The organism is Sphingobacterium nematocida (assembly GCF_900168125.1).
Lineage (GTDB): Bacteria > Bacteroidota > Bacteroidia > Sphingobacteriales > Sphingobacteriaceae > Sphingobacterium > Sphingobacterium nematocida.
On record NZ_FUZF01000003.1, the window covers coordinates 204,913 to 218,379 of the forward strand.

Here is a 13,467-nt window from a genome sequence, read left to right on the forward strand (position 1 = left end):
AAAGTAACAAGCTGTAAACCAAAGAAATAACGTAATTATACTTTTAACAAAAATTAACAAGAGTTTGATGTACTTTAGCATCCATAATAACAAGTAAATGAAGCAACTATATATACTAACAGCAGCGTTTTTTTTGTTGAACATCACCACTACAATTGCTCAAATAGCAAACCGTGGACCTGTTAACCTTTCGGATCCGGACGAAATATCCTATTTACAGCCCAAAGACTACGTCATCGGCGGAGTCACCGTAAAGGGAGCTCAATATCTTGACACCGATGTGTTGATTACAATCTCCAAGCTGGTAGTGGGTCAATATATTGAAGTACCAGGAGAAGCTACTGCTAGTGTTATTAAAGATCTAATGGCGCAAAACCTTTTCGAAGATGTACAATTGTGGGCTACTCGAATTGACGGTGAGACCATTTTCTTCGAAATCCGTGTTCAGGAAAGACCTCGTTTGACACGTATCGATATTAAAGGATTAAGCAAATCGCAAACAGAAGAGGTTAATAAGCGCTTGAACTCCAGTTCGGGCCGTATCGTCAATGAAAACCTTATTCAATCTACTAGATCTACGATACAACGCTTTCTAAGAGAAAAATCATACCTATATCCAGACATTAAAATCAGTACGCACAAGGATTCTGCGCAAGCGAATAATGAAATCCTAGATGTGAATGTAGATAAGAATAAAAAAATTAAAGTCAATAAAGTTCTCTTTACTGGAAATGAAACCTTTAGTAATTCGGATCTTACAAAATATCTGAAAGGTGTAAAACCACGTAAATGGTATAGAATCTTTGGCCCAGGTAAATTCAAAGATGATAAGTACAAAGAAGCTAAAGAGAAATTAGTTGCTAAACTTCAAGATAAAGGCTACCGAGATGCACAAATATTGTCGGATAGCGTATACCGCTACAATGAAAAGGAGGTACGTATCAATATGAATGTTTACGAAGGTCCTAAATACTACGTTGGTAACATTGATTGGACTGGAAATACCCGTTATAAAGATTCTATACTAAATATACTATTGGGTGTTCAAAAGGGAGATGTATATAGCGAGGAAAAAATAAATGCAAAACTTATGGGACCAACCCGAAACAGTGATGATATCAGTGCACTGTATCAGAATGACGGTTACCTTACGTTTAATATCAATCCCATCATTAAGAAAATTTACAGTGATACGATAGACCTTGAAATACAGATAAGCGAGGGAAAACAGTATACAATTAACAACGTAATTGTAAAAGGTAACGATGTTACTAACGACCGTGTTGTCCTTCGTTCTATATACACCAAGCCTGGACAAAAATATTCACGAGAGCTTATCATGCGTAGTATACGTGAGATTTCGCAATTGGGTATGTTTGACGAACAAAAAATCACACCGGACATCCCTTCATCAACGATGAACCATGAAGATGGTACAACAGATGTTATTTTTAATGTCGTTGAGAAACCTTCAGATCAGGTAGAATTATCTGGTGGCTACGGAGCTGGGCAGATTATCGGTACACTAGGATTGACTTTCAACAACTTCTCTACCAGCAACTTCTTCAAGAAGGATGCTTGGAAGCCTCTACCTCGTGGAGATGGACAGAAACTGAGTATACGTGGCCAAACGTCTGGAAAACGCTACCAATCGTATAGTTTCTCATTCTCTGAACCATGGTTGGGCGGCAAAAAACCGGTATACTTTGGTTTGAGTGCCTATACATCGAACTCATCATATGGTGGTTTTAACTATTACACAGGTGAGCAAATGGTAAAAGATTCGGAACTACAACGTATTTGGATGACTGGGGTTACTGCTTCTTTGGGTAAGCGACTACAATGGCCGGATAACTATTTCCAGATTAATAGTTCATTATCGTTCCAACGCTATAAATTACAGAACTACGGAAACTATTTCAAGTTTTCAGATGGAACTGCTTATAACATAAACTTCACCCAAGAGATCAGTCGTAACTCGATAGATGCTCCTATCTACCCAACATCAGGTTCACATATCCGTTTTTCTGTAAGTCTGACTCCACCATATTCCGCATGGAATAACATCAATTATCAGACAGATCCAGATCCAGTACGCTTCAAATGGACTGAATATCATAAATGGAAATTTGATTCACAATGGTACATGAAAGTCGCGGGCAAATTAGTCGTTAAGACTCAGGCTCAATTTGGCTTCTTAGGAAACTATACGAATAGAACTGAAACTTCCACATTCGAACGCTTCAAGCTAGGTGGCGATGGTATGCAAGGTTTTGACTTCTTACAAGGTTCGGAAATCATAGCTATGCGTGGTTATGCTAACGGTACTATTATCCCGGCATCGACTGGAAATGGGGATCAACGCGTAGCGATCAACTCCGGTAGCCCTATCTACGCTAAATATCAAATTGAATTACGCCACCCTATTATGTTGAATGATCAGGCAACAGTATTTGCATTGGCCTTTGCAGAAGCAGGTAATACCTGGAATAAATTCTCGGAAGTGAACCCATTCAAAGTACGTCGTTCGGCAGGTGTAGGTGCTCGGATATTCTTACCAATATTTGGTATGTTGGGTATCGACTACGGTCATGCTTTCGATCCGATCCCAGGAATGCGTTCTAGCGAATGGAAACAAAACTTCACATTTAGTATCATGCAGAGCATGGGAGGTTTTTAATATTTAAACTTTTTAGTATAATTGTTGTCATAGAGTAAAAAGAGATTATAGATAAAGATCATTATTGTTAAATAAACAAATAATACACAAATGAAAAAGATATTCGCAATTTTAGCTTTTATAACTTGTAGCATTAGTGCTTCATTCGCTCAACGCGTAGCTTATGTTGATTCAGAATACATCTTAAAACATATTCCAGAGTATGTATCCGCACAAAAGCGATTAGATGACCTATCTGTTCAATGGCAAGGAGAAGTAGATAAGCAATATGGCGAAATAGAGCGCCTTTACAAAGCTTATCAGAATGATCAGGTCTTGTTAAATGACGATATGCGCAAAAGACGTGAAGACGAGATTGTAAACAAGGAGAAGCAAGTCAAAGAATTTCAAAAACAAAAATTCGGTTACGAAGGCGAGCTTTTTCAAACACGGATCCGTCTTGTAAAACCCATACAAGAACGTGTAGCCAAAGCTATACAGGATGTAGCGAATACACAGGGACTTGACCTCATATTAGACAAAGGTAGCGAAGTGACTTTCCTTTTTGCTAGCCCTAGACTTGATAAAAGCAACGATATAATTACAAAACTTGGTTTTAAACCAGATCCGTCGTTGGCTGAAAAAGAAAAATAGAAACTAATTTATTAACAATAAAGAATTATAAAAACAATTACATTTGTAATTATATCGTTTAACATGAAAAGAATGAAAAATTTAGTAAAAGGAGCAGTATTAGCGGTAGGGTTGTTTGCAGGGGTACAAGTAGCAAGTGCACAACAAAAAATCGGACATATCAATGCTGATGAAGTATTTCAAGCTACTACGGAATTTAAAACTGCACAAGAGCAATTAAAAACGTTGGGAGACACCAAACAAAAGGAACTAGAAGGAATGTATGCTGAGCTTAAGAAAAAAGAAGATGAAGCAAATGCACTCATGTTAAACCAAAGTGAAGCAAACAAAACTGAAACGCAGACTAAATTGCAGGCGATAGGACAAGAGTTTCAGCAGATGCAACAACGTGTTCAAGAAGTACAAAAAGTCGCTCAAGAGGATGTTGGTAAAAAACAACAAGAATTAATGGCTCCTATTCAGACTAAGTTGATGAACGCCATCAACGCTGTAGCTAAAGAAAAAGGTTACGCCTATATCTTCGATATTGGTTCTGGAGCAGCAGTATATTACCAAGGTGGTGAAGATGTCACTGCAGATGTAAAAGCCAAGCTTGGCATCAAATAGGCTAGTATATTAGGATATAAAAAAAGAGGTAAATAAAATTTACCTCTTTTTTTATATCCTAATTTTTAATCCTTCTAAATACATATTATGCATGCATAATATTCTGATATTATTTATATTTGTTTAGAACCTGATTATAAAAACTATGATTGGTCAATTGATATTTACAATCTTACTTATTGCTGCTGGATTTTTCTTCTACAAAAACGCTGCAAAAATCTACAGAAACATTAAATTGGGAAAAGCGGTTGATCGCTTTGACAATCCGACAGCGCGGCTAAAGACCATGTTGTTGGTTGCTTTCGGACAGAAAAAAATGTTTAAGCGTCCTATTGCCGCAATACTCCACCTTTTTGTTTATGTTGGATTCTGTATCATTAACATCGAAATGTTGGAGATCGTTATTGACGGGATCTTTGGAACACATCGCGTTCTTTCTTTCATGGGTGGGTTTTACGATTTTCTAATTTATAGTTTCGAGATATTAGCCTTTTTAGTATTGGCATCCTGTGTCATCTTCTTGATAAGACGTAATATCTTAAAAATAAGAAGATTGAACCAATCTGAACTTAATCATTGGCCTAAAACAGATGCAAATTTGATACTCGTTACCGAAATATTGTTAATGACTGCTTTCCTTTTTATGAATGCAGCCGATCAAAAGCTACAACTTTTAAGCCACGCGCATTATACCGCTGTAGGAGCTTTTCCCATTAGCACGGCTTTATTATCATTAATGCCGACCTCAATAGATAGCTTAATTTTCATTGAACGCTTTTGTTGGTGGTTTCACATCGTTGGAGTATTGGCTTTTCTAAACTATCTGCCTATATCCAAGCACCTTCACATTGTGTTGGCCTTTCCTAACACCTACTTTAGTAAACTGGAGCCAAAAGGCAAATTTGAAAATATGCCCGCTGTAACTGCTGAGGTAAAAGCTATGCTGGATCCCAACCTTCCCCCTCCTTCTGGTGAAATATCCCGCTTCGGAATCAAAGACGCTCAGGATTTGACCTGGAAAAATCTTTTAGATGCTTATACCTGTACAGAATGTGGCCGTTGCACCTCTGCTTGCCCCGCTAACATCACCGGCAAACTCCTATCTCCACGAAAAATCATGATGGATACCAGAGACCGCATCGAAGAAATAGGAAAGAACATAGATACCAATAAAAGCTTTGTAGATGATGGAAAATCTCTGCTCGACACATATATCAGCAGGGAAGAAATATGGGCTTGTACAAGCTGTAATGCCTGCGTAGAGCAGTGCCCTGTGAATATTAATCCTTTGGAAATAATTATAGGCTTAAGGCAATACACCGTCATGGAAGAATCTCAGGCCCCAACAAGTATAAATACGATGTTGAGCAATATGGAAAATAACGGTGCCCCTTGGAAATATGCTCAAGCTGACCGGGCCAATTGGACCAATCAATAAGAATCATTAACATGGAAAATCAACTACATATCCCTACAGTTGCAGAATTAGTCGCCAAAGGTGAAGCTCCAGATATACTTTTTTGGGTAGGCTGTGCTGGATCTTTCGACGAGAGGGCACAACGCGTAACAAGAGATATCTGTAAAATATTACAACATGTGGGTATAAAATACGCTATCCTAGGTACCGAAGAAAGCTGTACTGGGGATCCAGCTAAACGCGCTGGAAACGAATTTCTGTTTCAGATGCAGGCCATGATGAATATTCAAGTTCTAGATGGTTATGAAATAAAAAAAATTGTTACGGCATGTCCCCATTGTTTTAATACCCTCAAGAACGAATATCCCAGTCTCGGTGGAAACTATGAGGTGATCCATCATACACAATTGATACAATCTCTCATTGAACAGGGCAAACTAAAACCAGCAGATGGGCATAGTTTCGAAGGCAAGCGCATCACCTACCATGACCCTTGCTACCTAGGTCGCGCAAATGAGGTTTATGAAGCACCTAGAAAGGCTTTAGAAGTATTGGATGCGGATCTTGTCGAACTAAAACGATGTCGTAGTAACGGTCTATGCTGTGGGGCCGGTGGTGCTCAGATGTTTAAAGAACCCGAGGCAGGAAATAAAGATATCAATATTGAACGTATAGAAGACGTTATCGAATCTCAAGCTACGATAGTAGCCGCAGCCTGTCCTTTCTGCATGACTATGCTGAGCGACGGTGTCAAAATAAAAGAACAAGAGATACAAGTTTTGGATATTGCTGAAATTATGGCAAAGGCAAATAAACTCTAGTATCAACACACAAAAAAGCGATTAGAAAACTAATCGCTTTTTTTGTGTACCCAGAAGCAGATTCGAACTGCCATGCCCTTGCGAGCGCCACCCCCTCAAGATGGTGCGTCTACCAATTTCGCCACCTGGGTATTACTCCGACAAAAATATAGCTTTTTTTCAAAGCTACAAGTTAAATTGTAGGAATATTTTTAAATTTTTTATCTATCAGGGTTTGAATAATTCCATCTACAAGCCCTACCCTTGGAGCCACAATATTTTTTAGATGTCCTACCTTCATGATAGTCAAGAAGATCTCCGACGCAGGGATGATTACATCTGCTCTATCCGAACGCAATCCCAATTCGTGAATACGATCTTTTAGGGAATATGAATTCAGGTGATCATAGATTGCTTTCAACTTAGCATAGGTCATGGGCTTATCTCCCTTTTCATTAGCAATGCGGGACAATTTGTTAATATTACCACCTGTTCCGATCCCGTATATATTTTTATGTCCTTTCGTCTTCTCTTTAACCCAACGTCGCATGGTATCCCAAGTCTCAGGTTGGTCCTGATTGTCCAAAATACGAATCGTACCCAAGTTAAACGAGCGAGAATCAACAAGTTCACCATTAGCAAACAGTGTAATTTCCGTACTCCCCCCTCCTACATCGATATACAAATAGACCTTAGTCTTATCGATCGTGCTACTTAAGTAAGAGTTATAAATAATCTTTGCTTCAATGCCTCCATCAATAATCTTTATATCAATCCCCTCCTCCTGACACGCTCGAACCACGTCTGCTCCATTATCTGAATCACGCATTGCCGAAGTCGCACAAGCCATATAATCACTCACCTTGTAAACATCCATCAAATTGCGAAATGCGCGCATAGTCTTTACCATATCCTGAAATTTCCCAATAGATATATGCTTATCAATAAATGCATCATCCCCCAGACGCAAGGGCACCCGAAGCAAAGTGTTCTTCGTATAAACAACTTCTTCTTTTTTCTCTAAAATATCTGCAATCAACAAACGGACTGCATTGGATCCTATATCTATAGCTGCGTATCTCACTTACATTTATTTTAATGTTTCAATAATACTGGTTTAATATTAATGCAATGTTAAGTTAGTGTTAGAATTAACATTATACAAGAATAAAAGAAAAAAAAGGGGGAGATAATTATATCTCCCCATATTTCAAACAAGCTGTTGATTTGATTAGTGACCAGCGTGCGCTTCTTCTTTACCGCCTATCTGCGTATACAATTCTGTTGCCAAATGTAATTGTTCTTTACCTAACTTGCGAAGATCTTCATTTGTATTACGGCTCAAACGTTTTAATTGCTCTTTCACAAAAGCAATCTCATGTATTGCATCATGTACATAATCTGTTTTTGCCACTGAAGCTACCGCTGTAGAATCATTAACCACAGTCTCCACAGCAGGAATACCTTTAATAGGGAAATCAACATGAAGTGCTGTAGCAATAGTATCTAAAGATGGAAGTAACTGCGCATAGAAAGCCTTTACTTTAGAAGCTACCGCTTTTGATGCTGCATCTCCATTCGCTTCTGTCTGTTCAGCCAACACTACACCTGTCTGAGCAGCTTCACCTACCTTTTGAAAAATAGCAAAAGCATCACCGTCTACCAATGAAGTATGCGTATATTTCAATTGTCTCTCTTTCGCAGTTTTATCTACACAAGAGCTGAATAACGTACCAGCGCAAATCGCGGCAAAAAACAAAGTATTTAATTTCATTTTAATTCTTTTTTTCGAATACAAAAATATAAAATATCTATCAGAATTCGCCATACTTTCAGATTAACTATTAAGCGAGATTTCTACCTGCATTTACAACACCATAAATAGTTCTTCCAATGAGCTTTTTATACGCGTCTTCCTGATCAGAGGGAAGATTACTATCTTGCAACTTACGTATCGCATAATGTTGGATAATCAGTAGCGGCAAAACGATCTTTTCCCGTTCCAAAATAGAAGCGCGCTCTACGGGGTAATTTTCCATAAGAACCTCCGAACTACTTAACTTTAACAGATAGGCCTTTGTTTTGACATATTCGTCATGCAGTGTACGCCAGAATTCACCAAAGGTAGCATCGTCACGCATATAGGCCGTAATCGCAAAGTTAGACTTAGTCATAGACATCATGCAATTATCGATCAAAGTATTAAAAAAACCAGAATTCTCATATAGGTTGCGCACATACGACCACAGATTATTCTCTTCGGCCCATTGCAATGCGGTACCGACTCCAAAGAAACCTGGAATATTCTGTTTAAGTTGACTCCAGGAGGTCACAAATGAAATGGCTCTCAAATCTTCTAATCGAAGATCTCTATCCGAATTACGCTTTACAGGTCTACTGCTAATATTGATAGACGCGAGTACTTTTAAAGGACTTAGCGCCTCTAGATATTTTAAGAACAAAGGATGATTACGAAGTGATAGAAACTTACTATGGCTTACCTCAGCCATATCTTCAATTATCTTCTTCTGCTTATCTGTAAGTGTGTCGCCTTGATTTTGTCGAATTTCCGATATCAACCCAGCATGCAATAATTGTTCGATATTATATTGTGCTGTGTCTAGCGAGCCATATTGACTACTGATGGTCTGCCCCTGAATTGTTAACTGTATATGTTTATTCTCAATTTCTGTCCCCATAGACGCGTAAAAGCGCTGTGTCTTACCTCCGCCACGAGCAGGGGGGCCTCCACGTCCATCAAAAAACACCAAATCTATACCATACTCCCGAGCTAACGCAGTCAATTCGATCTTAGCATTATAAATAGACCAATTGGCCATTAAGTACCCTCCATCTTTGGTGCTATCTGAAAAACCCAACATAATCGTCTGTTTGTTGCCTCGACGTTTAAGGTGATCTGCATAAACCCGATTTGTATATAATGTTTGCATTACTTCAGAGGCGCGCGATAAATCATCCACCGTTTCAAAAAGCGGCACAAAATCTATCGAAAGTGCCTCTTTCTGCCAGCCCTGCCATAAGAACAACTGCATCAAACCAAGAATATCCGAGGCTTGTTGACAATTTGATATGATAAAACGTTGAGCCGCTCGCTCTCCTCCAGAGCGTTGTATATTCTTTAGAAGCCGAATGACACCTATTGTATCTTTTACCAACGCCGCAGCTTCATCCGAATACAGCAGTTCATTCTCTGTGAATGGAAGTGCACTTTGTTTTACTTTTTCCTCTCCAGTAACCTGATCTAATGAAATATTCAACACATCGCTATATTTCTCCACAAGATAATTCGTCGTCTGCCGTAATACAGAACTATCCTGTCTAATATCCAAAGTCGTAAAATAACAGCCAAATGTATTTACTTTGCGAATTAAATCCTCGACCAACTCAACAAACAAGCCATTATGCAAAGAATGAAGCACACCTTTAATTGCCTTCAGATTCTCAAGAATTTCTGGAGTATCATCTTTGGGATCGTCTATAGGATTAAAACTATTGCTGTAAAAAAGATCCTGTAGATTTTCAAGATAACTCTCTACCCCCCTAAAAGTGATTCTTCTCTTTACATTCCTGAAGTCCCTGTAATAACAACGAAATAGAATAGTTCGAAGCATACTAGCTACCTTTTTCGTACTTTCTACTGTTACATTAGGATTACCGTCCCTATCCCCTCCGGGCCAAAATCCGAGTTCAATAAGCTGCTTCACATCTTCCGATGGCACTTCCAATTCATCGTCTATCTTAGATTGGATTCCAGAAGTCACTTTATAGAAGACATTTTCTAAGTACCAAGCAAGACTCACGGCTTCATCTACAGGAGTCGGGCGTTGTTGTTTGATAAATGGTGTCTTTCCCAGTTGCTGAAGCAACAAATGGATATTAGATATATCGTTGGCCTTTATCGCTTCGATTAGATCGTTAATTATTCCTAGTACAGGGCCTGGATAAAACTGCGTAGGGTGGGCAGTAAGTACCAACCGTACAGAAAAATCCTTTAACTTTTCGACGATTTGTTTTTTCAACTTCGGATCGTTCTGTGCCAACTTAAACAAAGAATTAAGTCCGCCGATTTCATCGCTTTTACCCACTGCCTGAAAAGATGAGTCTTCTATCGCGTCAAACAATACTACCTGTCGTTCGATATATTGCACGATTCTAAAAAGCAAATCTACACGGTCATCATGTTGAATATACTGTTCATATTGTTGAAAAAAACTATCGATTATTTCTTCAGGAGTTGCATGCCTCGCTACACCTTGCTCACAATGCGTCGTAAAAAATGGAAGAAGTGTCCCCGTATGCTTTACACGCTGAAAAGGTAAGGTTAAAAATAGACTCTTAAATAAATCAAAGCGCGTAAGCACTTCATTCTCAAATACAGCTTGTTTTTGACTTAATTTCATATGTAAATAATTTGACTTTTAATGGTCATATGGAATACTCATGGGTGTTTGTCCTTCAATAAACATGAGTATTTCATATGTAAATAATTATTTGATGAGCTCGCTACACTCGGTTTACTTTGCACCTATCATTATCAAAGCTGTATCAAATTTAAACTGTCACGTCATTCCGAGTCAAACGCGGTTTACCTCCTCTCTTAGCTTTGTGCTCAAATGTAACAAACAAATACATAAAAAAAGCATAAATTTTAACAAAATCGCATTTTTAAAAGCTTTTTTATAAAAATATATCAAAATAAAACCAAATTATTTAACTAAGTGACACTAAAAAAACAAAACTTTCATGATTCCATTGAATCTCGAACAGAAATGAAAGTTCTTGATGTCCATTAAATACGAACACTTTCAGAAAAAAAAGCAACCTTTCGGTTGCTTAATTATGATCTTCTGTAGCAGTCTGACTTTTTGTTGAAGGCTTCTTAGTACCTGGTCTGCGATTCCCATAAGACCCCATTATGATCTTACCCCGTTTTGTTTTTTTATCTCCTTTTCCCATAATACCTATTTATTTAAATAATACATAAAGCTGATAATCAAACACAATTTACATTAAAAAAAGCTAAAAACAAAACAGGAGCCACCCCTCGGGTGGCTCCTGTTTTGTTTTTTTAATTATAATACTAGCCTCTGCTATTATAGTTTGGCGCTTCTTTCGTAATCTGAATGTTATGAGGATGTGATTCTCTCAATCCAGCTCCTGTGATACGTACAAACTGTGCTTCCTGCAATTTCCCGATAGAAGCTGCTCCACAGTATCCCATAGAAGCACGCAATCCACCTATATACTGATACACAACCTCCGCCAAAGTACCTTTATAAGGTACACGACCAACAATACCTTCCGGAACAAGCTTTTTGATATCGTCCTCTACATCCTGAAAGTAACGATCCTTAGATCCTTTTTCCATTGCTTCGATCGATCCCATACCTCTGTACGACTTAAATTTACGTCCTTCGAGCAGAATCGTTTCACCTGGTGCTTCCTCCACTCCTGCGAATAATGAACCAGCCATAATCGTATCCGCTCCCGCGGCAATAGCTTTAGCAATATCTCCAGTTTGTTTGATTCCCCCATCAGCAATTAACGGTACTCCGGTTCCTTTTAACGCCTTAGCTACTTCATAAACAGCGTACAATTGAGGCACCCCTACACCGGCAATAATACGTGTAGTACATATTGACCCCGGTCCTATACCTACTTTTACAGCATCTGCACCAGCCTCAGCCAGAGCTTTTGCCGCAGCACCTGTCGCTATATTACCTACGATAACCTGTAAATCAGGATGCTTCGCCTTAACTTCTTTTAATTTATTGATAACACCTAAAGAGTGTCCATGGGCTGTATCTATAGTCACCACATCAACACCCGCCTTTACAAGTGCATCTACGCGCTCTAACGTATCACCTGTAACTCCAACTGCAGCACCGACCAATAGACGTCCGTGTTCGTCTTTAGCAGCGTTTGGATAGTGTTTATACTTTTGAATATCCTTAAATGTGATCAATCCCTTTAAAACATAATTCCCGTCCACAACAGGCAACTTCTCTATTTTATGATTTTGAAGAATCTCTTCGGCCTTCACCAGATCAGTTCCCTCTGGAGCAACAACAAGATTTTCTTTTGTCATTAATTCCTGAATGGGACGTTGCATATTTTTTTGGAATCGTAGATCACGATTAGTAACTATACCCACCAATTTACCTTCGATATCAATAACAGGTATACCACCTATTTTATGCTCTCTCATGATACTGAAGGCATCTCCGACAGTAGCAGTCTCCAACAACGTAACAGGATCTTGGATCATGCCGCTCTCCGAACGCTTTACCTTCCGAACCTCCGCAGCTTGTTCGTCGATAGTCATATTTTTATGCAACATTCCTATCCCCCCAGCCTGTGCTATTGCAATAGCCAAGTCTGATCCCGTGACCGTATCCATAGCAGCCGAAACCAATGGTATATTCAATTTGATTTTCTTAGTTAAGAATGTGCTTGTATCTACATCTCTCGGTAGAATCTCGGAGTAAGCTGGTATTAATAATACATCGTCATATGTAAGACCTTCAGCTACGAATTTTTGTGGATCTAATTGCATGGCAAATATCTTGTGGGTTCTCTATTTGCCAGGCAAAATTACAAATTTTCACTAAATATGCAAAATAAAAATTACGTCCCCTATTTAATGACCTTCATATTATAAATTATTTTTTTTCTTTTAAGGCTTTAGAAATCCTTTTTGGCAAGCTCTTTGCAATGGGCATCAAAATACATTTACAATCACATTCAATATAAATTTCGTTTTCATGAAAAAATTTATTTTACCTGTATTTACCGCAGCGTTATTGATCGGTACTTCAAGCGCGGTACAAGCACAGTCCTATAGAACTTCCCTAGGGGTTGGTATAGATGTTGGTGATGGTCCAACTTTAGGTGGACCTCAAATTAAGCATTTTTTCGACAGTCAAAATGCTGGTAACGCGCAAGTACTCTTCGGAGATAATGTAACTTTGATAGGTGTCGACTATTCATACAACCAAGCCATACGCGGTGCTAGAGGGTTGAGCTGGTATGTGGGGATAGGTCCACAAATAGCGTTCTTGGACAACGATAACATTTGGTTTGATGACGACCATCGTGACAATCACACCCATGTAGCTATCCGACCTGCTATTGGACTTGAGTTCAAAATACCTTCCGCACCTTTGGCGTTTCATTTTGACTGGAAGCCTTGGTGGAATTTGACACACAATTCAAGTTTCGAACCTTCTAGATTCACACTTGGATTTAAATTCACATTGAAATAGTACAAAGTCCCTGCTATACATCGGAAACAGGGTTCTTTTTACAAA

General features: G+C 38.6%; 11 protein-coding genes and 1 tRNA gene. 6 read left to right on the forward strand and 6 right to left on the reverse strand.

Features of this window, described 5'->3' with window-relative positions; translation table 11 throughout:
• Positions 1-97: 97 nt before the first annotated feature.
• From bamA to B5X76_RS05345, 5 genes are all read left to right on the forward strand, one after another.
• Positions 98-2,680, forward strand: coding sequence for an outer membrane protein assembly factor BamA (gene bamA, locus B5X76_RS05325; RefSeq protein WP_079641923.1), 2,583 nt, complete (start codon positions 98-100; stop codon positions 2,678-2,680).
• 90 nt (positions 2,681-2,770) lie between these two features.
• Positions 2,771-3,313 carry an OmpH/Skp family outer membrane protein gene (locus B5X76_RS05330; protein WP_079641925.1) on the forward strand — a complete coding sequence of 181 codons (543 nt, stop codon included), beginning with the start codon at positions 2,771-2,773 and terminating at the stop codon, positions 3,311-3,313.
• A 72-nt stretch (positions 3,314-3,385) separates the two neighbouring features.
• Positions 3,386-3,919, forward strand: a complete 534-nt coding sequence (locus B5X76_RS05335; RefSeq protein ID WP_079641926.1) for an OmpH/Skp family outer membrane protein — start codon at positions 3,386-3,388, stop codon at positions 3,917-3,919.
• A gap of 145 nt (positions 3,920-4,064) precedes the next feature.
• Positions 4,065-5,357: a 4Fe-4S dicluster domain-containing protein gene (locus B5X76_RS05340; RefSeq protein WP_079641928.1), complete on the forward strand. Its 1,293-nt coding sequence runs from the start codon at positions 4,065-4,067 to the stop codon at positions 5,355-5,357.
• Positions 5,358-5,368: 11 nt separating this feature from the next.
• A complete protein-coding gene (locus tag B5X76_RS05345) occupies positions 5,369-6,157 on the forward strand; it encodes a (Fe-S)-binding protein (RefSeq protein ID WP_079641929.1) in 789 nt (262 codons plus the stop codon).
• Between the two features lie 47 nt (positions 6,158-6,204).
• Here B5X76_RS05345 and B5X76_RS05350 read toward each other — a convergent pair.
• The 6 genes from B5X76_RS05350 to guaB all read right to left on the reverse strand — a co-directional run bounded on the left by B5X76_RS05350 (position 6,205) and on the right by guaB (position 12,713).
• A tRNA-Leu gene (locus tag B5X76_RS05350) sits at positions 6,205-6,288 on the reverse strand.
• Between the two features lie 41 nt (positions 6,289-6,329).
• Positions 6,330-7,220 carry a Ppx/GppA phosphatase family protein gene (locus tag B5X76_RS05355; protein ID WP_079641931.1) on the reverse strand — a complete coding sequence of 297 codons (891 nt, stop codon included), beginning with the start codon at positions 7,218-7,220 and terminating at the stop codon, positions 6,330-6,332.
• Between the two features lie 147 nt (positions 7,221-7,367).
• On the reverse strand, positions 7,368-7,910 hold the full coding sequence (locus tag B5X76_RS05360; RefSeq protein ID WP_079641932.1) for a hypothetical protein: 543 nt from the start codon (positions 7,908-7,910) through the stop codon (positions 7,368-7,370).
• 70 nt (positions 7,911-7,980) lie between these two features.
• Entirely contained in the window at positions 7,981-10,557 is a 2,577-nt protein-coding gene (locus B5X76_RS05365; protein WP_079641957.1) for a phosphoenolpyruvate carboxylase, read from the reverse strand.
• A gap of 433 nt (positions 10,558-10,990) precedes the next feature.
• The gene (locus B5X76_RS05370) at positions 10,991-11,113 is read right to left on the reverse strand and encodes a 30S ribosomal protein THX (protein WP_079641958.1); all 123 of its coding nucleotides are present in this window, start codon (positions 11,111-11,113) and stop codon (positions 10,991-10,993) included.
• A gap of 124 nt (positions 11,114-11,237) precedes the next feature.
• Positions 11,238-12,713, reverse strand: coding sequence for an IMP dehydrogenase (guaB, locus tag B5X76_RS05375; protein WP_079641960.1), 1,476 nt, complete (start codon positions 12,711-12,713; stop codon positions 11,238-11,240).
• A gap of 208 nt (positions 12,714-12,921) precedes the next feature.
• Here guaB and B5X76_RS05380 point away from each other — a divergent pair, with 208 nt between their 5' ends.
• Positions 12,922-13,422, forward strand: a complete 501-nt coding sequence (locus B5X76_RS05380; protein WP_079641961.1) for a hypothetical protein — start codon at positions 12,922-12,924, stop codon at positions 13,420-13,422.
• Positions 13,423-13,467: the final 45 nt, after the last annotated feature.